This is a genomic window from Mesorhizobium sp. M1307, assembly GCF_040318155.1.
Lineage (GTDB): Bacteria > Pseudomonadota > Alphaproteobacteria > Rhizobiales > Rhizobiaceae > Mesorhizobium.
In genome coordinates this window covers 155,655-180,228 of the sequence record NZ_JAMYLR010000010.1, presented here as the reverse complement: position 1 = coordinate 180,228, position 24,574 = coordinate 155,655, and the positions used below count along the sequence as shown (strand labels likewise).

The 24,574-nt window shown below is 62.7% G+C and carries 24 protein-coding genes and 1 pseudogene; 18 read left to right on the top strand and 7 right to left on the bottom strand.

All coding sequences use genetic code 11. The features are described 5' to 3' along the window. The first annotated feature begins 148 nt into the window (after positions 1 to 148). Positions 149 to 1,912 (top strand): acyl-CoA dehydrogenase family protein, encoded by a 1,764-nt coding sequence (locus NKH16_RS15080; protein ID WP_352900113.1) that lies wholly within the window; start codon positions 149 to 151, stop codon positions 1,910 to 1,912. A gap of 53 nt (positions 1,913 to 1,965) precedes the next feature. Continuing rightward, positions 1,966 to 2,718, top strand: a complete 753-nt coding sequence (locus NKH16_RS15075; protein ID WP_352449912.1) for a crotonase/enoyl-CoA hydratase family protein — start codon at positions 1,966 to 1,968, stop codon at positions 2,716 to 2,718. A 72-nt stretch (positions 2,719 to 2,790) separates the two neighbouring features. On the opposite strand, the gene NKH16_RS15070 is transcribed toward NKH16_RS15075, so the two are convergent. Together NKH16_RS15070 and pdxH are read right to left on the bottom strand one after the other, a co-directional pair. After that, positions 2,791 to 3,066 carry a hypothetical protein gene (locus tag NKH16_RS15070; RefSeq protein ID WP_023674100.1) on the bottom strand — a complete coding sequence of 92 codons (276 nt, stop codon included), beginning with the start codon at positions 3,064 to 3,066 and terminating at the stop codon, positions 2,791 to 2,793. A 266-nt stretch (positions 3,067 to 3,332) separates the two neighbouring features. After that, on the bottom strand, positions 3,333 to 3,950 hold the full coding sequence (pdxH, locus tag NKH16_RS15065) for a pyridoxamine 5'-phosphate oxidase (protein WP_352470672.1): 618 nt from the start codon (positions 3,948 to 3,950) through the stop codon (positions 3,333 to 3,335). A 39-nt stretch (positions 3,951 to 3,989) separates the two neighbouring features. Here pdxH and NKH16_RS15060 point away from each other — a divergent pair, with 39 nt between their 5' ends. Then, entirely contained in the window at positions 3,990 to 4,451 is a 462-nt protein-coding gene (locus tag NKH16_RS15060; protein WP_352834152.1) for an RT0821/Lpp0805 family surface protein, read from the top strand. Positions 4,452 to 4,551: 100 nt separating this feature from the next. Continuing rightward, complete coding sequence (locus tag NKH16_RS15055; protein ID WP_352900109.1) at positions 4,552 to 5,478, top strand: DnaJ C-terminal domain-containing protein; 927 nt, start codon at positions 4,552 to 4,554, stop codon at positions 5,476 to 5,478. A 76-nt stretch (positions 5,479 to 5,554) separates the two neighbouring features. Here NKH16_RS15055 and NKH16_RS15050 read toward each other — a convergent pair whose 3' ends face one another. Continuing rightward, positions 5,555 to 6,811, bottom strand: coding sequence for a YcaO-like family protein (locus NKH16_RS15050; RefSeq protein ID WP_352748786.1), 1,257 nt, complete (start codon positions 6,809 to 6,811; stop codon positions 5,555 to 5,557). A gap of 150 nt (positions 6,812 to 6,961) precedes the next feature. Here NKH16_RS15050 and NKH16_RS15045 point away from each other — a divergent pair, with 150 nt between their 5' ends. Further along, the gene (locus tag NKH16_RS15045; protein WP_352748784.1) at positions 6,962 to 8,692 is read left to right on the top strand and encodes an adenylate/guanylate cyclase domain-containing protein; all 1,731 of its coding nucleotides are present in this window, start codon (positions 6,962 to 6,964) and stop codon (positions 8,690 to 8,692) included. A gap of 10 nt (positions 8,693 to 8,702) precedes the next feature. On the opposite strand, the gene NKH16_RS15040 is transcribed toward NKH16_RS15045, so the two are convergent. Then, complete coding sequence (locus NKH16_RS15040) at positions 8,703 to 9,281, bottom strand: hypothetical protein (protein ID WP_352593319.1); 579 nt, start codon at positions 9,279 to 9,281, stop codon at positions 8,703 to 8,705. Positions 9,282 to 9,454: 173 nt separating this feature from the next. Between NKH16_RS15040 and NKH16_RS15035 the strand changes: the two genes are divergently transcribed. The 4 genes from NKH16_RS15035 (at position 9,455) to NKH16_RS15020 (ending at position 13,936) form a co-directional block, all read left to right on the top strand. Beyond that, a complete protein-coding gene (locus NKH16_RS15035; protein WP_352900104.1) occupies positions 9,455 to 10,822 on the top strand; it encodes a S8 family serine peptidase in 1,368 nt (455 codons plus the stop codon). Beyond that, positions 10,813 to 11,970: a DUF1501 domain-containing protein gene (locus NKH16_RS15030; RefSeq protein ID WP_352900101.1), complete on the top strand. Its 1,158-nt coding sequence runs from the start codon at positions 10,813 to 10,815 to the stop codon at positions 11,968 to 11,970. The genes NKH16_RS15035 and NKH16_RS15030 overlap by 10 nt, the downstream gene beginning before the upstream one ends. A 528-nt stretch (positions 11,971 to 12,498) precedes the next feature. After that, complete coding sequence (gene fabI, locus NKH16_RS15025) at positions 12,499 to 13,317, top strand: enoyl-ACP reductase FabI (RefSeq protein ID WP_031211054.1); 819 nt, start codon at positions 12,499 to 12,501, stop codon at positions 13,315 to 13,317. A gap of 31 nt (positions 13,318 to 13,348) precedes the next feature. Beyond that, positions 13,349 to 13,936, top strand: a complete 588-nt coding sequence (locus NKH16_RS15020; protein ID WP_352635350.1) for a histidine phosphatase family protein — start codon at positions 13,349 to 13,351, stop codon at positions 13,934 to 13,936. Between the two features lie 63 nt (positions 13,937 to 13,999). Here NKH16_RS15020 and NKH16_RS15015 read toward each other — a convergent pair whose 3' ends face one another. Next, on the bottom strand, positions 14,000 to 14,263 hold the full coding sequence (locus tag NKH16_RS15015; protein WP_023716902.1) for a DUF1344 domain-containing protein: 264 nt from the start codon (positions 14,261 to 14,263) through the stop codon (positions 14,000 to 14,002). 275 nt (positions 14,264 to 14,538) lie between these two features. On the opposite strand from NKH16_RS15015, the gene aroC reads away from it, so the two are divergent. Together aroC and ribB are read left to right on the top strand one after the other, a co-directional pair. Then, positions 14,539 to 15,639: a chorismate synthase gene (aroC, locus tag NKH16_RS15010; RefSeq protein ID WP_352875168.1), complete on the top strand. Its 1,101-nt coding sequence runs from the start codon at positions 14,539 to 14,541 to the stop codon at positions 15,637 to 15,639. A gap of 121 nt (positions 15,640 to 15,760) precedes the next feature. Then, the gene (ribB, locus tag NKH16_RS15005; protein WP_352449900.1) at positions 15,761 to 16,861 is read left to right on the top strand and encodes a 3,4-dihydroxy-2-butanone-4-phosphate synthase; all 1,101 of its coding nucleotides are present in this window, start codon (positions 15,761 to 15,763) and stop codon (positions 16,859 to 16,861) included. A gap of 59 nt (positions 16,862 to 16,920) precedes the next feature. On the opposite strand, the gene NKH16_RS15000 is transcribed toward ribB, so the two are convergent. Further along, positions 16,921 to 18,144, bottom strand: coding sequence for an MFS transporter (locus tag NKH16_RS15000; RefSeq protein WP_352900096.1), 1,224 nt, complete (start codon positions 18,142 to 18,144; stop codon positions 16,921 to 16,923). Between the two features lie 118 nt (positions 18,145 to 18,262). Between NKH16_RS15000 and NKH16_RS14995 the strand changes: the two genes are divergently transcribed. The 7 genes and pseudogenes from NKH16_RS14995 to NKH16_RS14965 all read left to right on the top strand — a co-directional run bounded on the left by NKH16_RS14995 (position 18,263) and on the right by NKH16_RS14965 (position 24,034). Continuing rightward, positions 18,263 to 18,916 carry a TetR/AcrR family transcriptional regulator gene (locus NKH16_RS14995; protein WP_352900093.1) on the top strand — a complete coding sequence of 218 codons (654 nt, stop codon included), beginning with the start codon at positions 18,263 to 18,265 and terminating at the stop codon, positions 18,914 to 18,916. A 133-nt stretch (positions 18,917 to 19,049) separates the two neighbouring features. Continuing rightward, positions 19,050 to 19,976, top strand: a complete 927-nt coding sequence (locus NKH16_RS14990) for a histone deacetylase family protein (protein WP_023674116.1) — start codon at positions 19,050 to 19,052, stop codon at positions 19,974 to 19,976. Positions 19,977 to 19,979: 3 nt separating this feature from the next. After that, positions 19,980 to 20,231 (top strand): exodeoxyribonuclease VII small subunit, encoded by a 252-nt coding sequence (locus NKH16_RS14985; protein WP_031211056.1) that lies wholly within the window; start codon positions 19,980 to 19,982, stop codon positions 20,229 to 20,231. A 109-nt stretch (positions 20,232 to 20,340) separates the two neighbouring features. Beyond that, complete coding sequence (locus NKH16_RS14980) at positions 20,341 to 20,607, top strand: DUF2277 domain-containing protein (protein ID WP_292401119.1); 267 nt, start codon at positions 20,341 to 20,343, stop codon at positions 20,605 to 20,607. 9 nt (positions 20,608 to 20,616) lie between these two features. Further along, a pseudogene (locus NKH16_RS14975) lies at positions 20,617 to 21,536 on the top strand (pirin family protein). Between the two features lie 81 nt (positions 21,537 to 21,617). Further along, positions 21,618 to 23,531 carry a 1-deoxy-D-xylulose-5-phosphate synthase gene (gene dxs, locus NKH16_RS14970; protein ID WP_023674120.1) on the top strand — a complete coding sequence of 638 codons (1,914 nt, stop codon included), beginning with the start codon at positions 21,618 to 21,620 and terminating at the stop codon, positions 23,529 to 23,531. A 209-nt stretch (positions 23,532 to 23,740) separates the two neighbouring features. After that, positions 23,741 to 24,034, top strand: a complete 294-nt coding sequence (locus NKH16_RS14965; RefSeq protein WP_352830714.1) for a hypothetical protein — start codon at positions 23,741 to 23,743, stop codon at positions 24,032 to 24,034. 27 nt (positions 24,035 to 24,061) lie between these two features. Here the strand turns inward: NKH16_RS14965 and NKH16_RS14960 are convergent, their stop codons facing one another. Then, positions 24,062 to 24,463 (bottom strand): GFA family protein, encoded by a 402-nt coding sequence (locus NKH16_RS14960; protein WP_352830713.1) that lies wholly within the window; start codon positions 24,461 to 24,463, stop codon positions 24,062 to 24,064. Positions 24,464 to 24,574: the final 111 nt, after the last annotated feature.

The following is a 24,574-nucleotide window of genomic DNA, read 5'->3' as shown; positions in this document are numbered from 1 at the left end:
GCAATTGCAAAATCCGCGTGACAAAGTTTGACGTTTACGTAAAAAGAAGATGGACAGGGAACTCCGAAAGCAGATGATTTTGCATCGGCACAGGTCTTAAGTAGACCTGCCAGACTGGGGAGGGCTGGACTGAGGAGGAGCGAGCGCCATGTATCGGGCACCGGTCGAGGAAATCGCCTTCACCCTGAAGCATGTCGCCGGCTTGAAGCCGGCGCTCGATGCAGGCAATTTTGGCGAACTCGGCGAGGACCTTGTCGACGCCATTCTGGCCGAGGCCGGCCGCTTCGCCAGCGAGGAGGTGGCGCCGCTCTACACGGTCGGCGACCAGCACGGCGCGGTGCTCAACGGCGCTGCCGTCACTACCCCGCCTGGCTGGAAGGAACTTTATCGCCGCTGGATCGGCGGCGGCTGGAATGCGCTGTCCGCGCCGGAAGCGTATGGCGGCCAGGCGCTGCCGGCCATGCTCGGCGTCGCCGCGCTCGAAATGTGGAACTCCGCCTCGATGGCGTTCGGCATCGCCCCGACGCTGACCATGGCCGCGGTCGAAGCACTCGACAAGCATGGCTCGAAGGCACTCAAGGTCGAATATCTGGAAAAACTGGTCTCCGGCGAATGGATGGGCACCATGAACCTGACCGAGCCGCAGGCAGGCTCGGACCTGAATGCCTTGCGAACCCGCGCCGAACCGGCCGGCGACGGCACCTACCGCATCTTCGGGCAAAAGATATTCATCACCTATGGCGAGCACGATTTCACCGACAACATCATCCATCTGGTGCTGGCGCGGCTGCCGGACGCGCCGGCCGGCACGCGCGGCCTGTCTTTGTTCCTGGTGCCGAAATTCCTCGTCGGAGACGATGGCGCGCTGGGCAGGCGCAACGACGTCTTCTGCTCCGGGCTGGAGCACAAACTGGGCATCCACGCTTCGCCGACCTGCACGATGATTTATGGCGATGGCTTCGAAGGCAGCAGGCCCGGCGCGATCGGCTGGCTGGTCGGCGAGGAGAACAAGGGCCTCGCCTGCATGTTCACCATGATGAACAATGCGCGCCTTGCCGTCGGCATGCAGGGCGTCGCCGTCGCCGAGGCGGCGACGCAGAAGGCGCTCGCCTATGCAAACGACCGCCGGCAAGGCAAAGCGGCGAGCTATCGCGGTGCCGGCATGGCGCCGATCGTGCATCACCCCGACATCCAGCGCAGTCTTCTGACCATGAAGGCGCTGACCCAGATTGCCCGTGCCATCTGCTATTCCTGCGCCCACGCCATCGATCTTGCGTCGCAGAGCGAAGATGCAAAGCACTGGCAGGAACGCGCCAATCTGTTGACGCCGCTGGCCAAGGCCTTTTCGACCGATGTCGGTGTCGAGGTCGCCTCGCTCGGGCTGCAGGTGCATGGCGGCATGGGGTTCATCGAGGAGACAGGGGCCGCAGCACTTTATCGCGACGCGCGCATCGCGCCCATTTACGAAGGCACCAATGGCATCCAGGCGATCGATCTGGTGACACGCAAGCTGCCGCTCGGCGGCGGCCGGCATGTGCATGGCTACATCGCCGAACTCAAGGCCGTCGCCGATGCGGCGCGAGCGTCGAACCTTGAAGGCTTCGGCCGCACCGCCGATCGCCTCGACCAGGCGCTCGACGAGCTCTCCCAGGCAACCCGTTTCCTGCAAGACCTGCAAGCCGAAGGCCGATCGGACGAGGCGCTGGCCGGCGCCACGCCCTATCTCAGGCTGATCTCGCTTGCCGCAGGCGGGGCCTATCTGGCGCGCGGCGCGCTTGCCGACCAAAACCGCATCGCGCTTTGCCGGTTCTTCGCCGAGAACCTGCTTGGCGAAGTGGCCGCGCTCAAAGAGCGCGTCGTCGAAGGCGCCGACAGCCTTGCAGTTGCCGGCAAGGCGCTGATCTCAGCCTGACGTTCGCACGCGCCGAAATTCACAAAGGCCCGAAATTCACAAAGGACCAATCCGTGACAGACCACATCCTCGTCGAGCGCCAGGGCGCCATCCAGATCATCCGCATCAACCGTCCGGACAAGAAGAACGCCCTGACCCGCGCCATGTACGCGACGATGTCGGCGGCTCTTGCCGGCGGCGACGCCGATCCGGCGATCCGCGTCCATGTCTTTCTCGGCGTCCCCGGTGCCTTCTCGTCCGGCAACGACCTTGCCGATTTCATGGTCGTCGCCTCGGGCGGCGAAGGCGGTTCCGAGGTCTGGGATTTCCTGATGGCGCTGGCCAAGGTGGAAAAGCCGATGGTTTCGGGCGTCGACGGCATTGCGGTCGGTATCGGCACCACGCTCAACCTGCATTGCGACCTGACCTTCGCCACGCCGCGCACACTATTCCGGACGCCCTTCGTCGATCTCGGCCTTGTGCCGGAGGCCGGTTCGAGCCTGCTCGCGCCGCAGATCCTCGGCCGCCAAGGCGCCTTCGCGCTGCTTGGCCTCGGCGAGGGCTTTTCGGCCGAGCGGGCGAAGGCCGCCGGGCTGATCTACGAGGTGGTCGAGGAAGAGGCACTCGAAGCATCGGTATTGGCGGCGGCGGGCCAGATCGCTGCCAAACCGCCGCAAGCGCTGAAGATCGCGCGCGACCTGATGCGCGGCTCGCGCGACGCCCTTGTCGAGCGCATCGGCCAGGAAAGCCAGCATTTCCGCGAGCGGCTCAAATCCGACGAGGCCCGCGCAGCCTTGACGTCCTTCATGACCAGGAAGAAGGCCTAGACCTTCTGGCCTTGTCTCGCATCGTGGACCCGCCGGCAGCAACCGGCGGGTTTTCTTGCCATGATCTCTTTGTCACATCGCCATTTTTTTACATTCGGCCTGGGCCTTTGCCGAAGACGTGTCGATCATGAATGTCTTGCCTTTGGCGTCGGTCATCAACATCATGCAATGCTTGATCGGTTTCGCCATTTTCATCATTTCGGCGCTCATCTTCGCGTCGGGCATCATGGTGCCCATATGCCCATCGGGCATGATCGCCATGACCTCCCCACCCTTCATCACCGTCATTGTCCCCATCGCATCCTCCGCAAAGGCCTGCGAAGCGAAAAGACAGGCAAGACCGGCCATCGTGACCAACCTGAGTGAATGCATTGTTTCCTCCTGAATTTGCGCCAGCGGCGCGTTGAGCCCTTTCCTGGTTCGTTCCGGCAAGCTGGAACGTTTCACGCACACGAGATCGTGATCGTGGGAATTGGAAATCCGCCAGAAGCGGCCCGGCCTTGGCCGCCTTCATGACCAGGAAGAAGGGCTGAAAAAATGGGCGCCGGTGCGGAAGCTGCCGATCTGCCCCACAAGGGCCCACAAGGGGGAGATCGGCGCTCCACCGTCGTGCTCTACGGATAAAGCCTCATTTTGTCCCAGCCGCCCTCGGCGTTGCGCGAAAACACGACGCGGTCGTGCAGCCGGAACGGACGGTCGTGCCAGAACTCGATGCTCTGCGGCACGATGCGAAAGCCCGACCAGTGTTTTGGCCGCGGGATCTCGCCGATCGCATGGCGCGCCGTATATTCGGCAACCGCCTTTTCCAGCGCGAAGCGGCTTTCCAGCGGCCGCGACTGTTTGGACGCCCAGGCGCCGATGCGGCTGCCGCGCGGACGGGTCGCGTAATAGGCATCGGCTTCGGCGTCGGTGACGATCTCCACCGGGCCGCGCGCCCGCACCTGTCGGCGCAGAGATTTCCAGTGGAAGCACATCGCTGCTTTCATGCTGCCAAGGATCTCGCGGCCCTTGGCGCTCTCGAAATTCGTGTAGAAGACAAAGCCACCCTCATCGAACCCCTTGAGCAGCACCATTCGCACATTCGGCATGCCCTCGGCATCGACCGTCGCCAGTGCGACGCTGTTGGGGTCGTTGATCTCGCTCTTCGTAGCGTCGTCGAGCCACGCCGCAAAAAGCCGGAACGGCTCCGCCGCCTCGGTAAAGTCACCGCTTGTTAACCCGGTTTCGCTCATAGTTTTCCCAAATTTGTCGCCGGCTGGGGAGATTGCCGATTGTCGCGTATCGCGCAAGCTTTTGACAGTGGGCAATGGAGCGTTATCGCTTCGGCCAGCGCCAAAGCCATGATCGTGACAATCATCCTGCCGCTTGCCGCCTGTGGCGGGGGCGGCTTCAGCCTGGAGCAGGCGGAGGTGGACCGCTCGATACTGACCTCGAGCACGCCGGCCTCGCTCACGCCGCTCGATCAGGACCGCGCTTCCGACCAGGCCACGATCCGCAACGCCGTGTCCTCCGCCGACGTCGAGCAACTGGCCGGGCAGGCCATTCCATGGGCGAATGCCGACACCGGCTCGCGCGGCTCCATCACCGAGCTCGCAGAATTCAGGGCTAACGGTGAGACATGCCGTCGCTTCACCGCGTCGCGCGAGAGCTTCGACGGCGTCGCGCTGTTCAAAGGCGAAGTATGCCTGGCAGGCGGCAGCGCCTGGCGAATGCAGGACTTCAAGGCGCTCTGATTTTCCGCCGGCGATATGGTGGTAAGCCACTGGAATTTCTTCCTATGCAAGCGCATATAGGAGGCGATCATGGAACCACTCCTTCTCCAGGGCAGTAAGCATGCGCGACCCCTATGAGGTGCTGGGCGTTGCCAAGAACGCATCGGCCAAGGACATAAAATCCGCATACCGGAAGCTCGCCAAGAAGTATCATCCGGACCAGAATCCGGATCCCAAGGCAAAGGAGCGTTTTGCCGCCGCCAATCAGGCTTACGAGATCGTCGGCGACGAGAAGAACCGGGCGGCTTTCGATCGCGGTGAGATCGACGCCGAAGGCAAACCGCGGTTCCAGGGTTTCGAGAGTGCGGCCGGCGGCGCCGATCCTTTCGCCGGTTTCCGCCGGCAGCAAGGGCCGGGCGGCGCGCATTTCGAATTCCGCACGGGCCGTCCCGGTGGTGACCCGTTCGACGGCAACAGCGACATCTTCAGCCAGATCTTCGGCGATGCTTTCAGCCAGCAGCGCGGTGCCGGCATGGGCGCCGGCCGCCGGATGCCGACCGCAGCCGACCTCAACGTGACGCTGGACGTCACCATCGAGGAGGCCGCAACCGCCGAGAAAGTGACGGCGATGTTCCCCGACGGCCGCAAGATGGCGGTCAAGTTGCCGGCCTATGTCGAGGACGGTCAGACCATCCGGTTGAAAGGCCAGGGTGAGCAAGGACCGGGGCAGCCGGGCGATGCGCTGGTCAAGATCCGTTTCCGCCGGCACCCGCGCTACCGCGTCGAGGGCCGCGACCTGCATGTCGACCTGCCGGTGGAACTGGCCGATGCGGTGCATGGCGCCAAGGTGGCGGTCGAAACCCCGACCGGCAGGATTGCGGTCAACGTCCCCCCTTGGTCGAGCTCGGACAAGGTTCTGCGGCTGAAGGGCAGGGGCCTGCCGGAAAAGGCCGGCGGTCACGGCGATTTCTACGCACACGTGCGGCTGATGCTGCCGGAAGGCGGCGACGCCGAGCTCGAGGCGCTGATGCGCCGGCGAAAGAGCTGACGGTCGAAAAGGCTGGCGCTTGATACCGTGTGTGAAAAGCGTGCCTTCCGCGGTGGGCATGCCCGCGACCATACGATCACAATGGAAAGGGAACCTCGTGGATGGCCTGGGAAACTGATGGCCTCAAACCTAGGCGCACAGGGACATCATAGAGCCTGCCGCCGCCCAACCGGGGCTTGGTAGGACGAAGTCCAGGTACAAACACTCGTGCAACAGGCGATTCGGCGTTGTGCGTCAGGTTGACCGCAAAGATCTCAAGTTCGTGCTCGCGGCAGATGTCGAGGCAATAGTTCCAATCCAGTCGCAACTCGGCCGAAGAGGCCTGAATTGCTGAATTGCCAGACAGGTGAGGAAGGCGATGAATGTTCTCGTCCATGTGCCACCGATAGAGGTGCAGCGCGCCGGGGGTGAAGGCCGCCGTGCCGGACGTATCGGCGTTCCGTTTGAGCAGGGTTAGGTTCGCCTCACATTCTGCAAGTTCCCCCACCGCGCGCCGGGCCGCCTCCGACATGGATCGTCCGGCCGCGAATCCGAACGCAATCGCGCCACCCCCGACGTGATGAGAAATTGCAGCGACAATGGGGATGGGCAGGTCAAGCGTCAGGAGCAGAAGCCGCAATTCGCGGTTCTGCGTCAGCAGCCAATCGGCGTATTGGGATGCCAGTCCATCCGACAGCGAAGTCAGGTCTATCCGAGGCAGAACCAGCCGATTGTACCACCATATGGCCGTTGCATCGCGCTCCACGACTTCGCAGAAGCCGCGCACGACCGCGTCCTCCATGCTCGATCCCCTCGCAAGACCATTGGAGTCAGCCGGGGGCAGACCTGATGACTCATCGTTGGGATACCCGAGAAAGCACAATCCCGCAGGCACCCAGGCCTCGCTCGTGCTGAAGCGCGGATCACTCCGGATCCAGTCCAGCGGCTGCGACCTGCGCCAGCGGATCGGGACCGCGCGGCTATCATCGACGTTTTTGTTCCAATGCAGCCGCTCGCAATACTGCGCGTCACTGAAAAGTGTGAGTGCAGGCGGCTCGATCACGCGCCCGCGCAATTCGCCGGCGCGGGCGCGTGACAGTCGCTCATGAGGGATCATCTGGGCGAAATAGGTTTCATCGGCCTCATACACGCAGGCGGTTGCCGCCTCCTGCGTGCTGTTGCCCCACCCTGACACAAAACGAGAAGGTCTGGCCCCTCGTACGGGACCGACCGCGACCGTGATCGGGCATCCGAGCGTGGGATCGGTGATCACGATGGGGCCGTAAACCAGGCTTGACCCGCCGGCACCTGCCTCGGCCGCCTGCCGCTCCGGCCTTATGGACCCTTCACCCAAGCACGGCCCTCACTGTTCAATCCTCTACATTATCGGCACCAATTGCTCATTCGCACGCTGACACGCACTGGAGTATGATGCAAACTCCTGCGAGACGCTTTGATATCGTCAAGCCACCGTCGAACATAATATAACCCGCCGAGGGAGAGAATGAACGCGGGCGACAGCAATCTTCAGCGACGTCTGACGGCTATCCTGGCTGCTGACATGGTCGGTTACTCGTCGCTGATGGCCCGGGACGAGGAGCGCACCTTCGCGCTCGTCAAGCATCTCATGCAGGACGAAATAGAGCCTAGGATCACGCAGCACCGGGGACGGGTTGTGCGAACGACCGGAGACGGGATGCTCGCCGAGTTCCCAAGCGCTTTCGAAGCCGTGCAGTCAGCAGTGGAAGTCCAGGAACTGCTTGTCGGCCAGTCTTCGGCGAAAGCCAGCCAGGAAATTTTTCTCCGGATTGGGATCAACTTCGGTGATATCATTGTCGATACCGATGGCGATGTGTTTGGAGATACCGTCAACATAGCCGCGCGCCTGGAACAGTTCGCCAGTCCGGGCGGAATCTGCCTTTCCGGAAAGGTGCACGACGAAGTTCGCGACAAAATTCATCTTCCGTTTGAGTTTTGCGGCGAACAGCATCTCAAGAACATTCCACGCCCGATTCCCGTATACTCGTTGTTCCACAAGCCTAAAGGGCTGCCGCCTGCATCGACTGCACAGTTGGCTGGTCCGAGCAAGCCCTCCATCCTCGTTCGCCCGTTCAAGAGCGCGGGCGACGTCCAACCCTATTTCAGTGGCGGCTTCACCGAAGACTTCGTCACGGAACTGACGCGCTTTACTCAGCTTACGGTTGCGTCTCATTACACGTCGACGCGGCTCGAGGATGTGGACCTGGTGGCGGATAGTGGCGTGGATTTCGTCATTGAAGGCGGCATCCGCCGCATGGGCCGGCGAATGCGCATTACATGCGAACTGGTCGACGCAACCTCGGGTGAGTGCTTATGGGCCGAGCGCTACGACGGGGACGAGCAGGACATCTTCGATGTCCAGGACGAACTGATCGGGAAGATCGTCGGGACCGTTATCGGCCGTCTTACGGCCGCAGGCGCCGAGAAGGCGCGGCGTAAACCACCTGCCAATCTCGCGGCCTATGAGTGCGTGCTCCGGGGCAATGCCCTGCCCCTGGGCGACATCGCGGCCGAAATGGAGGCTCGACAGTGGTATCAGCGAGCGATCGAGCTCGATCCATCCTACGGGCGCGCGTACGCCAAGCTCGCCCACTATAAACAGCTTGAATGGTTTCGCGACATGGGGCCGTCGGATGCGGTGCTTGCCGAGGCTTATGACATCGCAAAAAAAGCGGTGGCGCTTTCCCCCAATGATCCAGTCTGCCTGAACATACTGGGCTGGGTGCTCCTCCACCGTCGTGATTTCGACGTCGCATCTCAGCTATACGCACGCGCGCTCGAACTCAATCCGCACGATCCCGAGCAGGTCTCCTATCAAGGGACTTATCAAACATTTGCCGGCGAGCCCCAAAGTGCCTTGGACTGGTTCGAACGGGCGCGAGTGCTCGATCCCCTGTACGAGCCTTCATGGTATTGGCCGTTCCGCGGTCTTGCCCATTTCATTGCCCACCGTCCGGATAAGGCAGTTGTCGATCTGGGCCGCTCGTCCACCATGCCGACCTGGGTTAAGGTCTATCTGGCCGCAGCGAACGCCCTACTTGGCCGAAGCCAAGAGGCGAAGAGCTACACGTTGCTGGTTCTGCGTGGCGCACCGGAGTTCTCCCGGCGGCGGTTCGCCGCCAAGGAACCTTACAAGCTGGACGGAGACCGCAACACGCTGCTCAACGGCATGCGGGAAGCGGGATTGCCCGAGTAGGGACTGGCGACTATCTGCAGCCAAAGAGCACGGCCGTGGCGAGCTCGTCATGGTAGTGCCTGCCCTGGGCGTATTTGTGATAGTCGTGGAGATAATCGATCAGATCGCTGCGGGTCAGGACCCCCCTCGGCACCTGGGGCACCACCACGTTGATCAAGTTCGGTTCGTCCACGTGAACTTCGACAGACACTCCCGTTTCCACGATGTCTTCCAGCACCAATTTGAGATCACGCTTCAGGTCCGCATACGCGGCAGCATTCGGGATCGCGTCGCCCCCGTCGAGAGGGTCATCCTCGTATTTTATGGGCTGACCATTCAGATCTTCTATCGTCAGCGTCTGCGAATGTGGCGCTGTTCCGGCGGCGGCGGTCCGGACCCTGATGTTGCCGATGGCACGGCCTGCTTCCGGCCGAAGTCTGATAGTATCACCGACGGCGAAAATCTGCCGATCAATGGTAATTGTTAGGGGATCTGTTGAATCCATGGACAAGATACGTGACGAGGCCGGCAAAAGCTTGAGCCAGGCCCCTACGATCGCTGCGCCGATCTCTTGGACTTGCCGACCTGGCTTCAATTCTGCCCTGGGCATCGCCGAGGCTCCCCTCCGAGGTCAATGCAAATAGCCTAAACGCATTTTGCATCTGTCGCAAGCAATGCGCAGGCGGCATGCTCGCATCGACTCGATGTTTTCATGGACAGAAAGCCGTATTGGGAGCATTCTGATCCTCGCGGTATCAGTAACGACAGCCGGAGGGTGTACGAATGATACTTGCTCAACTTCGTGTGCTGTTGCTCGGCTGTCTCCTCGCCGTTGTCGGAACAGCGAGACCGGAAGCGTCAGGCGAGGAGGGCTTCACCGACAGCGGTGACATCGAAAAGACTTTCATCGTCGACATCGCCAGGGCGGCGGAGTTACGCAAGGATATCGGCGCGCTAAACAAGTTCATCGCAGGCAAGGGCAAGCTGGACGCGGTGGACATGCCGGATATCGGTATCAGCATCGTGACGGGGACCTTTTCCGAGAGCGAGATCGAAGAACTGCGCTCCAGGGGATATGAGGAGCCGGATCCTTTCGTGGTGAACCTGTTCGATGGTGCCACCTGCGAGGGGCCGGAACTCCTGGGCATCTCGCCGACTGCGGATGTTGTCCCTCCCAGCGTCTGCAGGGTCGTCGGGTCACCACAGCCGGTGGCTTCAGGATCGCCCACCGTATGGATCATCGACAGCGGAGTGGATTGGAACGTTGTCACCGCCGGGCTCCTCAAGGTTCAGGAAGCCATCGATTGCACGAGCAGCCCATGCCAGACCGTGTCGAGCCTCGACGACACAGTAGGGCACGGGACGATGGTGGCAGCAGTTATCGGCGGAAAGCGTGTCAAGCAGGGCGACCAGTATATAGGTCTGGTTGGTGTCAGCCCCGACGCCCCGCTCAAGATCGTAAAGGCCTTCAGTAAGCTGAAGACCGAAATTTTCGGCCCGCCTCTTCTCGCGCTTCGCCATGTTCGGGACAACGCGGTCGCTGGGGATATTCTGAACTTGAGTTGGGGTGCATTATATCTGGAGAGCACCAGACGCGGAAGCACGTTGCAAGATCTTAAATTTCTCGACGCCCTTCTTTATCAGATCGCCGACCGTCAGGTGCGCGTTGTGGTAGCTGCGGGCAACCCCCGGGAAGACGAAGAGGGCCCTTGGGTACAGTCTTATTTCCCGGCCAATGCGGCGACTTATTTTTCGCCTGTGACGACAGGAAACAAGGTGGGAGCGATATACAGCGCTTCGGCTTCCAACAGCGAATATATTCAGGTGGCAACTCCTGGGAAATGCCAAGGCATCAGCAACGCCTGGTGCGACACGCTATGGCGCGGGGGGGCGTTCGGCGCGTCCTATGCCGAACCGGGCGTCAATGTCCTGTCACTGTGGAAGAGCCGAAAGAACGGCAAGCTCCGGAGGAACATCTGTTCGGGCACATCTTTCGCAGCCCCGGCACTTGCCGGCCTTTTGGTTCGCAACGCGCAGCCGACTAACAAGGCTCTGACAACGGGAAGTCTTAGCCCGAATACGGATCTGCTAGGGTATATGACCGCGGGTACGCCGGTGAACCCAAGTTCGGACGAGCCTAAATGCAACTGACCCGAAGGGCAGCGCTGCAAGGTTTGGCCTTGGCGTCCGCGTTCGGCAGCGTGCGTCTGGCCGGTGCCTCGCTTGTGGACGAAGATCCTCGCCTTCTGCTCGTCCACGTGCGTGGCGGACTCGATGCACTAGCTGCCGTGCCGCCCTACGGCGATCCGCATTTTGCCTCGGCGCGCGGGCCCCTCGTGCCTTTCCCGAACTCTGGCGTCGCCGAGATGCTCAAGCTCGACGGGCTCTTTGCGCTTCATCCGGCGCTCGGGTCTCTCCTGCCCCACTACTCGTGCGGCGAGTTGCTCATCGTGCCCGCGACCGCCATTCCGGATGCGGGCCGGTCCCACGCGGCCGCCCAGGCGGCGCTGTTCGACGGCGATATTGACGGCGGCAGCGCAGGATGGCTCGACCGGGCTTCTTCTGTACTGTCGCGCCGGCAGAAGGCGGTGTGGCGGGCCAGACCGGCCGATCGATCGATGGACATGCTGGCCCATCTTGCGCTGGCCAATCCTCGGCTCGACCTCGTCCGCCTCTGCGCCGAGGGCACTTGGCCGTCCGGCGCAAAGGGCAGCGAAAGCCTGCTGGAAAAACATGCCGCATGCGACGCGGCTCGCTTCGGCGACGCGGCCAGGAGCGCGGCGCTTGCCCTGTCAGCTACGGGCGGACCGCGGATCGCGATGCTCGAGGTGGCCGGCTTCGACACGCATGTGGCGCAGGGAGCGGACTTCGGAAGGCTGGCGCGGAGTTTGAATGGGCTGGCGCGGGGCCTCATTGCATTTGCCCAAGCGTCCGGGCCTGCCTGGAAAAGGACGGCGGTGCTGGTGGTCACGGAGTTCGGCCGTTCCGTGGTGCCCAACGCCGACGGCGGCACTGATCACGGCGTCGCGAGTGTCACCTTGTTAATGGGTGGCGCCGTTGCCGGCGGGCGAGTAGGCAATCGCTGGCCCGGTCTTGCTCGAGACCTGCTTCATGGCGGAACAGACTTGGCTGCTACGACGGACGTACGATCGATCATAAAGGGCGTGCTGACGGAACACCTGCGTCTTCCTGACCGAGCAATGGCTGAAATTTTCCCAGGCGCTGCCGGGATACCGGCGGTGCGTGGACTGTTTATCGGGAGCCGTTGTCCAGGCGGAGATCGACTGGCTTCGATGTGATCTCCAGCGCGGTCCAGCTTCTTATCCGCGTTTTCGTCGGCTACGGGACGCATCGGACTGCAATAGGCGACGCCTAATCTTAAGTGGCCGCTTCTAAGAAGCTTCCGGAATTACGGCTATTGTGAAAGGTTTCGAATGCCGGCCCCCAGCGCGGTCGCCTATAATGTCCGGTTTAAGGCAATGGCCGAGCTAACTTGAATTGCCGAGATGAGGCGCAAGGCGGTCGCCAACGGCCCAAAGTATGGAAGTCGGCTCGGGGTCATGAGCGTGACTTCGGCCGCTGGCCAACGAAACTTCCGCCAAAGGGTCATCTTCCGCCGTGCCACACCGATACCAGTGTCGGATTTTTCCACTGGCCCACGACTGCAAGGTCAAGGCGCTACAGCGTCCTTTGCGCGCCCAAAGGGCGCGCGGCTCTGTAGACCAGCGGCTTTGTCCCCCGAACTGTCCGCTTTGAACGCTTGAAGGGGCACTGTGGCTGTGCGATAGGCACTCCACAAAGTAGAGAACCTTGCGGAGAGCGCTGACATGGCGGGTGGACGGGGCCTTATGGCCGGCAAGCGCGGCCTTATCCTTGGCATCGCCAACAATCGCTCGATCGCTTACGGCATCGCCAAGGCCTGTGTCGACCATGGCGCCGAGATCGCGCTGACCTATCAGGGCGAGGCGTTCAAGAAACGCGTCGAGCCGCTCGCCGCGGAACTGGGCGCGCATGTCGCCGGCCATTGCGATGTGACCGACCCGGCCAGCCTCGATGCGGTGTTCGCCGATATCGCCAGCCATTGGGGCAAGCTCGATTTCCTCGTCCACGCCATCGCCTTTTCCGACAAGGACGAGCTGACCGGCCGCTATGTCGAGACGACGCGCGACAATTTCCTGCGTACAATGGATATTTCGGTCTATTCCTTCACCACCATCGCCAAACGTGCCGAGGCGCTGATGACCGATGGTGGGTCGCTGCTGACGCTGACCTATTACGGCGCGGAAAAGGTGATGCCGCACTACAACGTCATGGGTGTTGCCAAGGCGGCACTCGAAGCCAGCGTGCGCTATCTGGCCGTCGATCTCGGCGCCAAGAAGATCCGTGTCAACGCGATCTCCGCCGGCCCGATCAAGACGCTTGCCGCATCCGGCATCGGCGATTTCCGCTATATCCTGAAGTGGAACGAATACAATTCGCCGTTGAAGCAGACGGTGACGCAGGAGGAGGTCGGCGATTCCGGCGTCTATTTCCTGTCAGACCTTTCGCGCGGCGTCACCGGCGAGATCCATCATGTCGATTCCGGCTATCATGTCGTCGGCATGAAGGCGGTCGACGCGCCGGATATTTCGACGGTCAAGGACTGACGCCACCGCCTGACCTCTTCCGGAAGACCTGATGTACCCGCTCGTCTATATCGTGCGCCACGGCCAGACGGCGTGGAACGCCGAGGCCCGGCTGCAGGGGCAGGCCGATACCGACCTCAACGAGCTCGGCCGCGAGCAGGCTAGCCGCAACGGGCGCAGGCTGGCCGAGCTCATCGACAAGCCCGAAGATTTCGAATTTGTCGCCAGCCCGATGCGGCGCACGCGCGAGACGATGGAGCGCCTGCGCGCGGCGATGAAGCTCGATCCGCACGCCTATCGTACCGAGCCGCTACTCGTAGAATTGAGCTTTGGCGACTGGCAGGGTTTCACCTTTGCCGAACTCGAGGCGAACGATCCCGGTTCGACCAGGCACCGACGCCTCGATAAATGGAACTTCCAGCCGCCCGGCGAAGGCGCCGAAAGCTATCAGATGCTGCTCGAACGGGTGAAGCCGTGGTTCGACGCGCTCGATCGCCAGACGGTCTGCGTGACCCATGGTGGTGTCATGCGCGCGCTGTTCCGCTTCGTGCTGGGGATGTCCGAACAAGATGCGGTCAGCATGGAAGTGCCGCAGGACCGCGTGCTCAGACTGGACGGCCGGCGCCTGGAGTGGCTTTGAGACCGATGACGTAGCGTATGTTGAGATCAGGTCGGGCCGGCCTCAGCTGAATATCGACGCGCCCTATTCCGTCGATCCGGTGTCCGGCAGTTCCATGTCGGTGACGACGTTCTCGCCATTCGTCACGTCATAGGCGAGGACGATGTCCATGCCTGGCTTCAGTGCATCGAGGTCGGTTTCGGCGTTCAGCTTGTAGGACTTGCCGTCGTCCAGCGTCAGCGTCAGCGCATCCTTGTCGACCTTCTTGATCAGGCCTTCGGTCTGGCCGGCGAAGGCGGCGGTGGAGATCAACAGCGTGGCGGCAACAGCGCCAATCAGGATACGCATCATCGTCCTCTTTAATCATTGCCGGTACAGCGGCTCGGTCCAACGGAACGGAACTGAGCAGAAACCAATCGAATGTGTCAAAACTAAATCCGCGGGATCACAGTTTGACCACTGTGGAAAACGCCAATAGAAGGCAGGCGACAGCGCCGCGCGTCCTCCTGGACGCGCAAAGGACGCTGTAGCACTTTTGATTTTGTGCATGATCCTTTCCGAAAATCGCTCCGATTTTCGGGGTCATGCGCTGAGCCGGCTCCGACGCCGGCAGGGCTGGTTCCATGTCGCACAACACGTTCGGCCATCTTTTCCGCGTCACCACCTGGGGCGAAAGCCACGGGCCGGCGCTGGGCTGCGTCGTCGACGGCTGTCCGCCAGGCATCCGCTTCAGCCGCGACGAGATCCAGGCCGAACTCGACAAGCGCCGCCCCGGCCAGTCACGTTTTGTGACGCAGCGTCGCGAACCTGACGAGGTCAAGGTCCTGTCCGGCTTCATTCTCGATGAGGACGGTGACACGATGGTCACCACCGGCACGCCGGTGTCGATGCTGATCGAGAATGTCGACCAGCGCTCCAAGGATTATGGCGACATAGCCCGTCAGTTCCGGCCGGGCCATGCCGATTACACTTACGAGGTCAAATACGGCCTGCGCGATTACCGCGGCGGCGGCCGCTCCTCGGCGCGTGAGACGGCGGCGCGGGTGGCGGCCGGAGCGCTTGCCCGCAAGGTCGTGCCCGGCATGGTGGTGCGCGGCGCGCTGGTGTCGATGGGCGATAAATCCATCGATCGCGCCAATTGGAACTGGAATTTCGTCGGCGACGCCGAAAACCCGTTCTTCACGCCTGATCCGGCGTCCGTCGCCGTCTTCACCAAATATCTGGACGGCATCCGCAAGGCGGGCTCCTCGGTCGGTGCGGTCATCGAGATCGTCGCCGACGGCGTTCCGGCGGGGCTTGGCGCGCCGATCTATGCCAAGCTCGACCAGGACATTGCCGCCGGCCTGATGTCGATCAACGCCGTCAAGGGCGTCGAGATCGGCAACGGTTTCGAGGCCGCCCGCATCACCGGCGAGGAGAATGCCGATGAGATGCGCATGGGCAATGACGGCAAGCCGGTCTTCCTGTCCAACAATGCCGGCGGCATCCTCGGCGGCATCTCGACCGGCCAGGCGATCGTCGCGCGTTTCGCCGTCAAGCCGACCTCGTCGATCCTGACGCCGCGAAAGTCGATCGACAAGGACGGTAACGACGTCGAGATCATGACCAAGGGCCGGCACGATCCATGCGTCGGCATCCGCGCCGTACCGATCGGCGAGGCGATGGTTGCCTGCGCCATTGCCGATCATTATCTGCGTCATCGGGGACAAACGGGAAGGGAGTAGGGGAGTAGGGGAGTAGGGGAGTAGGGGAGTAGGTTACGCAGCTCCCACGACAGCATTTTTTCCTTTCCCCTACTCCCGTACTGCCCTACTCCCCTATTCCCTGCGAGCGAAGCGAGCACTTATGCCTTACGACCAGAAGAAAATCGTCGAAGCCCTGCGCGCCTTCGAGCGCGGCGAGATCGTCGTCGTCATGGACGATGACGGCCGCGAGAACGAGGGCGACCTGATCGTCGCCGCTGTCCATTGCACGCCGGAAAAGATGGCGTTCATCGTCCGCAACACGTCAGGCATCGTCTGCACGCCGATGCCGCGCGAGGAAGCCAAGCGGCTCAACCTGTCGCCGATGGTGGCTGACAATGATTCGGCCCACACCACTGCCTTTACCGTCAGCGTCGACTTCAAGCATGGTACCACGACCGGCATTTCGGCGGACGACCGCACGCTGACGGTGCGCAATCTCGCCAACGGCAATGTCGGCGCCTCCGATTTCGTCCGCCCCGGCCACATCTTTCCGCTGATCGCGCGTGAAGGCGGCGTGCTGATGCGTTCGGGCCATACCGAAGCCGCTGTCGACCTCTGCAAGCTCGCCGGCCTGCCGCCGGTCGGCGTCATTTCCGAGCTGGTCAATGATGACGGCACCGTCATGCGTGGCCCGCAGGTGCAGGCCTTCGCCGAAAAGCACGGGTTGAAGCAGATCTCGGTTGCCGACCTTATCGGCTACCGGCAACGCAAGGAAACGCTGGTCGAGCGCGTTGCCTGTTCGGACATCGAGACGCCCGGCGGAAAGGCACAGGTCTTCACCTACACGCTGCCCTGGGATTCCATGCATCACGTGGCGGTCGTCTTCGGCGATATCCGCGACGGCGTCGAGGTGCCGGTGCGCCTTCATTCCGAGGACGTGGTCAGCGACGTCTTCGGCACCAGCCACCGGCTGGACGCCATCATGAAGGCGATGGGCGAGCGCCAGCGCGGCGTCATCGTCTATCTGCGCGAAGGCTCGGTCGGCGTCGCCCATCAGGAGCGCAAGCGGCCGGCTGCCGGCGACCGCGAGGATCATGAAGAGGCGCGCCGGCGCGAGAACGAATGGCGCGAGATCGGCCTCGGCGCGCAAATCCTCAAGGATCTCGGCATTTCCTCGATCAATCTGATCGCCTCGCGCGAGCGCCATTATGTCGGCCTCGAAGGCTTTGGCATCCACATCGCCAAAACCGAGATTCTTTAGGCCATTCTCACGATGCTGGTATGCGTCCGGCCCCGCCTCGGGACCGGACGCGCCGGAAATTATTCCGCAGCGACCGCGGCTGCGTCGCATGCAGCCATGTCGCAGTCCGGCGCGACAAGGCTGCGCTGGCCGGCGAGCACGATCACCAGCGCGATTGTGCCCGATGCCACCGATACCCAGAACCCGTTCTGCGCGCCGAAAGCGTCCACCACCCAGCCGGCGGCGAAGGAGCCGAGCGCCATGCCGATGCCGATGCCGGTCATTACCCAGGTCACGCCTTCGGTCAGCACCGCCTCGGGCACGCGCCGCTCGATCAGGCCGAATGCCGTGATGAAGGTCGGCGAGATTGCCACGCCGCTGACAAAGACGGCCAGTGCCAGCAGCGGCACTGTGTCGGCGACGAGCAGCGGCAGCGTGGTAAGCGCAATGATGGCGATTGCGATGGCAAGCTGAATCTGCAGCGGCAGTTTCAGGTTCAGGGCGCCGATGATGATGCCGACGACGAACGATCCGAGCGCGTAGACGCCGATGACGAAGCTGGCGGCCCCTGGCTGGCCAAGCTCCTTGGTGATCGCCACGGTGCTCACCTCCGTGGTGGCGAAGGTCGCGCCGATGAAGATCAGGGCCAAGGTGATGATCTGGACCGGCCGCAGGCGGATTGCCGAGCCGCCTGAACCATGTTCCACCGGTCGGGCTCGCGGTTCGGTCGAGCGCTGCAGGATGAAGGCCGTCGAACCGAAGGCGAGGAACAATGTGCTCGCGAGCACTCCCGCTTCCGGGAAAAGCGCGACGCTCAGTCCGACCGACAGCGATGCGCCGGCGATGTACACCAGTTCGTCCGCCGCCGACTCGAAGGCGAACGCCGTGTTCAGCTCGGGGCGGTTGCGAAAAATCTCGGTCCAGCGTGCGCGCACCATTGCCGGGATGCTGGGCATGACGGCGGCGAGCAGCGCCGAGACGAATAGCGTCCATATCGGCCAATCCTGATTGGCCGCCGCAATCAGGATCGCGAAAGCGAGCGTGGAAATCACAGTGGTCGGCACCACAATCCGCGTCTGGCCGAGGCGGTCCACCAGCCGTGATACCTGCGGGGCGACGAAAGCGTTGGCCAGCGCATATGTCGCTGAGACGGCGCCGGCCAGCCAGTATTCGCCATCGGTCTGCGAGAGCATCGCGACGATCCCGATCGGAGCCATGGCGATCGGCAGCCGGGCAGCGAAGCCGGCGGCGGCAAAGCCCTTGGCGCCGGGCGCGCGAAAGATCTGGGAATAGGGATTTTGCATGGTCTGGCTCCTCGACAACGGCCGGTTCGGCGATTACATACGTGGCGTATGAGTTTAAATAGATCATACGCGGCGTATGTCAATTGGCATACGAGACGTATGTTAATAGGGCCAGAGCATGCATAGACCACGCAGGGAGATGATTGCCGAAACCCGCGCAAAGCTGATCAGGGCGGCGCGCCAGGCCTTCGGCACGCTCGGCTATGCCGAAGCGTCGATGGATGACTTCACGGCATCGGCCGGGCTGACGCGCGGTGCGCTCTATCATCACTTCGGCGACAAGAAGGGCCTTCTCCAGGCGGTCATCGCCGAGATCGATGCCGAAATGTCGGCCCGGCTGAAGGTCGTTTCGGCCAAGCCGGACAATCTCTGGCAGGGCTTTGTCGACGAATGCACCGCTTATATCGAGATGGCGCTGGAGCCGGAGATCCAGCGTATTGTGCTTCGCGACGGGCCGGCGGTGCTCGGCGATCCATCGCAATGGCCAAGCCAGAGCACATGCATCCGCTCGATGACAGAGAGCCTGCAAAGACTGAGCGACGAGGGGACAATTCTCGCCGTCGATCCCGAAGCCGCGGCAAGGCTGGTCAGCGGCGCCTCGTTGCATGCGGCGCAGTGGATCGCAAATTCGAACGATCCCCAAGCGACGTCGAAGAAGGCAGTGAAGGCGTTCAAGGTTCTTCTGGAAGGGCTGCTCAATCGCACCGGCAAGCTGCCTAAGCCTGACCGACCGTCGGCGATGCAGCCCGAGGTTGACCGATCACCGGCCTGAGGTCATCTTTTCGCCGATCCCAAGGCGGCTCGCGGTGGGCTCAGCCGACGCCGGTTGCCTAAACCCTGTTGAACATCGCGTCACCAGCGCGCGAAGACATGGCCAAAGCGGCGAGGCGCGCCTATATCGGGGCATGGTCACGAGACTTTACACCCACCCGATTTTTCTCGAGCACATAACCCCGCCCGGTCATCCGGAGCGACCGGACCGTCTGCGCGCCATAGAGCGTGTGCTTGACGACGAGGCCTTCGCGGCGCTCGATCGCGTCCAGGCGCCCGAAGGCGACGAGGCAACCATCCTTTACGCGCATCCGCCCGAATTCGTCGAACGTGTCCGCGCAGCGATTCCGGACACCGGCATCGCCCGTATCGACGCCGACACCACCGCCAGCCCGAAGAGCTGGCAGGCGGCCGTGACCGCGATCGGCGCAGCCAACGCCGCGGTCGACGACGTCTTCACCGGACGTGCCGAAAACGTCTTCGTCGCCGCACGGCCGCCCGGCCATCATGCCGAAAAGACCACCTCCATGGGCTTTTGCCTGTTCAACACCGCCGCGATCGCGGCACGCTACGCGCAGAAGAACCATGGCGCCGACCGCGTCGCCGTCGTCGACTGGGATGTGCATCACGGCAACGGCACGCAGGACATTTTCTGGGACGATCCATCGGTGCTCTATTGCTCGACACACCAGATGCCGCTTTACCCGGGAACCGGGGCCGTGAGCGAAACCGGCGCCGGCAACATCGTCAACGCGCCGCTGGCGCCGCAGAGCGGCAGCGATAGTTTCCGCGACGCCTTTCTGTCACGCATCCTGCCGGCGCTCGACAATTTTGCGCCCGACCTCATCATCATCTCCGCCGGTTTCGATGCCCACCACCGCGATCCGCTGGCCGAGATCAACCTGACCGAGGATGATTTCGACTGGGCGACCGGCCAGTTGCTCGAACGAGCCGGGCGCCGTAGCCGCAACCGGCTCGTCAGCGTGCTCGAGGGCGGCTACGATCTGCAGGGATTGGCATTTTCAGTCGCCGCCCATGTCGGGCGGCTGATGAAGGGATAGACGATGGCTGGTGAGACCAACGAGGATGTCAAGGCGATGAGCTTCGAGCAGGCGCTCGAGGCGCTGGAGAGGATCGTCGACGATCTGGAGCGCGGCGACGTTCCGCTCGACCAGTCGATCCGCATCTACGAGCGCGGCGAGGCGCTGAAGGCGCATTGCGACCGGCTGCTGAAGGCGGCCGAGGACAAGGTCGAGAAAATCAGGCTGTCGCGTGACGGCAAGCCGGTGGGGACAGAGCCGTTGGACGCGGATTGAGGCGCGGCCTCGAACGACAATTTTGCTTACCGGCTTTGGACATCATCACGATTGAGGATAAAACTCATCCCGTTTGAAACGGCTCCAGGACGAGAGGAGATTGCGAACGATGTGCAGAAACATCAAAACCCTGTTCAATTTCGATCCGCCGGCAACCAATGACGAGGTCCGCGATGCCGCACTTCAGTTTGTCCGCAAGCTGAGCGGAACGACGCGGCCGTCGAAACAGAACCAGCATGCGTTCGACCATGCCGTCGAGGCCATTGCCGCCTCGGCGCGCGAATTGCTCGACAGTCTCGAGACGACACAGTATCCGCGCAATCGCGAAGAGGTGGCGGCCAAGGCGAAGGCCAAATCTGCACTTCGCTTCGCCTGAGGGGACCGCGTGAGCTTCTTTCCCGAAACGATCCGCAGATGGGCGATGCCTTCGCCAGCGATCAGATCGAGCTGATGGTCATTCCGAACGCCAAGGACATCGGCGGATTTCAGGTTCGCCGCGCCTTGCCGACGGCCAGGCGCCGGCTGGTCGGACCCTTCATCTTCTTCGACCGCATGGGTCCAGCCGTACTGCGAGCGGGCCAGGCGCTCGACGTGCGTCCGCACCCACATATCGGCCTGTCTACGGTGACTTACCTGTTCGACGGCAAGATCAGGCACCGCGATTCGCTCGGCACCGAGATGGTAATCCAGCCCGGGGACGTGAATTTGATGACCGCCGGCCGTGGCATCGTCCATTCGGAGCGCACGCCGGAAGAACTGCGCGGCGCGCCGATGTCGGTTTCCGGCCTGCAGACATGGCTGGCGCTGCCGGACGGCAAGGAAGAAGTCGCGCCGGTCTTCGAGAACACCGCGGCCCTGCGCCTGCCCGAAATCGATGCGGAGGGCATTAGCGGCCGTGTGATCATCGGTGCGTTTTGCGGACTGCGCTCCCCGGTCGCCACCGCTTCGGACACGCTTTATGCCGATCTCAGGCTGGCGCCGGGTGCCAGCGTGAAAATCCCGGCCGATGCCGAGGAGCGCGCCATCTATACGCTGGAAGGCGAGGTTTCGATATCCGGTGACCGCTTCCCGGCCGAGCGGCTGCTGGTTTTCCGGCCCGGCGATGAGATCGTTGTCTCATCGGAACGCGGCGCCCATTTCATGCTGTTTGGCGGCGCTTCGCTCGGTTCGAAACGTTATATCTGGTGGAATTTCGTATCGTCCTCAAAGGAACGCATCGAGCAGGCGAAAGAAGAATGGAAGACGGGCCGCTTCGATATCGTTCCTGGAGACGAGCAAGAGTTCATCCCGCTGCCCGAAAGCTGATGCGCGTTACCGCCACATTTACATTCGCCGGCCAGCGGCATATTTCACGATGAACAGAAAATCTGACCAGGCTCGCAAACAGTGAACGCAAAGCCCGATACGCCGCTTCTCGACAAGGTCCGCGTCCCAGCCGATTTGCGCACGCTTGCCGAAGGCGACCTGCCGCAGCTGGCTTCCGAGCTTCGCGCCGAACTGATCGACGTCGTTTCCCACACCGGCGGCCATCTCGGCGCCGGCCTTGGCGTGGTCGAGTTGACCGTCGCGCTGCACTACGTCTTCAACACGCCGGACGACCGGCTGATTTGGGACGTCGGCCACCAGGCTTATCCACACAAGATCCTGACCGGCCGCCGCGATCGCATCCGCACGCTGCGGCAGGAGGGCGGCCTGTCCGGCTTCACGCGTCGCGTCGAGAGCGAATACGATCCGTTCGGCGCAGCCCACTCCTCGACCTCGATTTCAGCCGGCCTCGGCATGGCGATGGCGCGCGATCTGTCCGATGGCCGCAACAATGTCATTGCCGTCATCGGCGACGGCGCCATGTCGGCCGGCATGGCCTATGAGGCGATGAACAATGCCGGCGCACTCGATGCCCGGCTGATCGTCATCTTGAACGACAACGATATGTCGATCGCTCCGCCGACCGGTGCAATGAGCGCCTATCTGGCCCGTCTGGCGTCGGGCAAGACCTATCTGGGCTTGCGCGATTTCGGCAAGAAGCTGACGTCCTATCTCGGCGAGCGCGCCGATCGCGCCATCAAGCGAGCGGTCGAGCATGCGCGCGGTTACGTCACCGGCGGCACGTTGTTCGAGGAGATGGGGTTCTACCACATCGGCCCGATCGACGGTCACAACCTCGAGCACCTGATCCCGGTGCTGAAGAACGTCCGCGACAATGCCGACGGCCCGGTGCTGATCCATGTCGTGACCCAGAAGGGCAAGGGCTACGCCCCGGCCGAGGCGGCGGCCGACAAATATCATGGCGTCAACAAATTCGACGTCATCACCGGCGCCCAGGCCAAGGCGCCCGCCAATGCGCCGAGCTACACCAAGGTGTTTGCCGAAAGCCTGATCCAGGAGGCCCGAGAGGACGACCGCATCGTCGCTATCACCGCCGCCATGCCGAACGGCACTGGGCTTGATCTGTTCGGCGAAGCGTTTCCGGCGAGGACCTTCGATGTCGGCATCGCCGAGCAACATGCGGTGACCTTCGCCGCCGGCCTTGCCACGGAAGGCTTCAAGCCTTTCGCGGCGATCTACTCGACCTTCCTGCAGCGCGCCTACGACCAGGTCGTCCACGACGTGGCGATCCAGAAATTGCCGGTGCGCTTTCCGATCGATCGCGCCGGCTTCGTCGGCGCCGATGGTGCCACCCATTGCGGCGCCTTCGACACGACCTTCCTGGCGACGCTGCCCGGTTTCGTCGTCATGGCCGCGGCCGATGAGGCCGAGCTGCGCCACATGGTACGCACCGCTGCAAGCTACGATGACGGCCCGATCGCCTTCCGCTACCCGCGCGGTAACGGCGTTGGTGTCGAGATGCCGCAACGGGGCTCGGTATTGGAGATCGGCAAGGGTCGGATCGTCAGGGAAGGCACCAAGGTTGCGCTGCTTTCCTTCGGCACCAGGCTGCAGGATTGCCTGGCCGCGGCCGAGGAGCTTGGCGCGGCCGGGCTTTCGACCACGGTCGCCGATGCCCGTTTCGCCAAGCCGCTCGACGAGGACCTGATCCGGCGGCTGGCCCGTTCACACGAGATACTGGTGACGGTGGAAGAGGGCGCGGTCGGCGGCTTCGCCAGCCATGTGCTGCAGTTCCTGGCCCATGAAGGGCTGCTGGAGAGCGGCCTGAAGGTGCGCCCGCTGGTGCTGCCCGATACATTTGTCGACCATGCCAAGCCGGAAAAGATGTATGCCGATGCCGGGCTGGACAGCGCCGGCATCGTGCGCACCGTGTTCGTGGCGCTGGGGCATACCGCGCAGGCCCAGCGCGCCTAGCTTTTAGACGCATTCCCGCGACGCCGACGCGATTCAACTTGGCTGCAAGATGCTAGTCTGAATCAATATCTCAAACGCTTGAATCAAATTGCCGGCGAACAGTCGTAACATGCTGTTTACGCTGCCGTTTGGCGATTTGCTTACCGTGTCCTTTGGCCGTTCTTCAACGCTGCCCTGCTAGAAGGCAACAGGCAGGGGAAAGCAGACCAATGAGATCGCTTTTGGGCGGCATCGCGCTTGCGGCCATCGTCGTCTTGTCGGCTACAGCCGAAACGCGCTACGACCGCAAACTCGAAGAGGCGGTGATGGGCGTCGTCGCCGGCAAGATCGGCGAGATCCGTGGCGGCTTCTCCTACAAGCAGGCGCCGCAATTCGTCGTCGTGCCCGATACCTTGCCGAAGGCGTCCAGTTCCGCTGACCGGCCGCGCACACAGGTGTCCGGCGACAGCAGCGACGGTCTGACGCCGGCCGTCGAACGGCGGGTTTCGCGGACCATCTTCTAAAGCATGATCCCGAAGAGACTCTAGAAACTAGAACCACATGTCCCGCACATAGCGACCATCTCTCGGCAAATCCTCGAATGTATCGAGACCCTCGAAATGGTCGATCGGGAGATCGGCGACGGCCTCGGGCGGCGCAAGCCTCACATTGACGGCGATGCGGTAGCGCCCAGCCGCATCGGGATGCAAACCGCGCCAGGCCAGGACGCAAGCGCAGGTTGGGCAGAAGAGAATCTCAAGCGAAGGATGAGCCTTTCCGACGCGCCGATAGGCGCTTACGGGCCCGGCAAGGCGGATGCGTTCGTCGACATAGTCGTAAGCCCAGAGCGTGCCGTAGCGACGGCAAAGTGTGCAATTGCAGGCAGTGATCGAACCGGGATCGCCCTCCAGGGTCCAGTGGGCTGCGCCGCAGTGGCAGGTTCCCGTCAGCATGTTCCTCCTCCACGTTTCGACGGCTAAACGGCATCTCTTTCTTAGCATTGCGTCGGGTCTCGTGCGAGGCTCGACAAACAGCGCAGCGGCTTGATGCGCTCACCGCCTTTC

Coding starts and splice junctions, on each gene's coding strand:
- NKH16_RS15080 (WP_352900113.1), top strand. CDS start 149: ATGTATCGGGCACCGGTCGAGGAAATCGCCTTCACCCTGAAGCATGTC.
- NKH16_RS15070 (WP_023674100.1), bottom strand. CDS start 3,066: ATGGCCGGTCTTGCCTGTCTTTTCGCTTCGCAGGCCTTTGCGGAGGAT.
- pdxH (WP_352470672.1), bottom strand. CDS start 3,950: ATGAGCGAAACCGGGTTAACAAGCGGTGACTTTACCGAGGCGGCGGAG.
- NKH16_RS15055 (WP_352900109.1), top strand. CDS start 4,552: ATGCGCGACCCCTATGAGGTGCTGGGCGTTGCCAAGAACGCATCGGCC.
- NKH16_RS15045 (WP_352748784.1), top strand. CDS start 6,962: ATGAACGCGGGCGACAGCAATCTTCAGCGACGTCTGACGGCTATCCTG.
- NKH16_RS15040 (WP_352593319.1), bottom strand. CDS start 9,281: ATGCCCAGGGCAGAATTGAAGCCAGGTCGGCAAGTCCAAGAGATCGGC.
- NKH16_RS15035 (WP_352900104.1), top strand. CDS start 9,455: ATGATACTTGCTCAACTTCGTGTGCTGTTGCTCGGCTGTCTCCTCGCC.
- NKH16_RS15030 (WP_352900101.1), top strand. CDS start 10,813: ATGCAACTGACCCGAAGGGCAGCGCTGCAAGGTTTGGCCTTGGCGTCC.
- fabI (WP_031211054.1), top strand. CDS start 12,499: ATGGCGGGTGGACGGGGCCTTATGGCCGGCAAGCGCGGCCTTATCCTT.
- NKH16_RS15020 (WP_352635350.1), top strand. CDS start 13,349: ATGTACCCGCTCGTCTATATCGTGCGCCACGGCCAGACGGCGTGGAAC.
- NKH16_RS15015 (WP_023716902.1), bottom strand. CDS start 14,263: ATGCGTATCCTGATTGGCGCTGTTGCCGCCACGCTGTTGATCTCCACC.
- aroC (WP_352875168.1), top strand. CDS start 14,539: ATGTCGCACAACACGTTCGGCCATCTTTTCCGCGTCACCACCTGGGGC.
- ribB (WP_352449900.1), top strand. CDS start 15,761: ATGCCTTACGACCAGAAGAAAATCGTCGAAGCCCTGCGCGCCTTCGAG.
- NKH16_RS15000 (WP_352900096.1), bottom strand. CDS start 18,144: ATGCAAAATCCCTATTCCCAGATCTTTCGCGCGCCCGGCGCCAAGGGC.
- NKH16_RS14995 (WP_352900093.1), top strand. CDS start 18,263: ATGCATAGACCACGCAGGGAGATGATTGCCGAAACCCGCGCAAAGCTG.
- NKH16_RS14990 (WP_023674116.1), top strand. CDS start 19,050: ATGGTCACGAGACTTTACACCCACCCGATTTTTCTCGAGCACATAACC.
- NKH16_RS14985 (WP_031211056.1), top strand. CDS start 19,980: ATGGCTGGTGAGACCAACGAGGATGTCAAGGCGATGAGCTTCGAGCAG.
- NKH16_RS14980 (WP_292401119.1), top strand. CDS start 20,341: ATGTGCAGAAACATCAAAACCCTGTTCAATTTCGATCCGCCGGCAACC.
- NKH16_RS14965 (WP_352830714.1), top strand. CDS start 23,741: ATGAGATCGCTTTTGGGCGGCATCGCGCTTGCGGCCATCGTCGTCTTG.
- NKH16_RS14960 (WP_352830713.1), bottom strand. CDS start 24,463: ATGCTGACGGGAACCTGCCACTGCGGCGCAGCCCACTGGACCCTGGAG.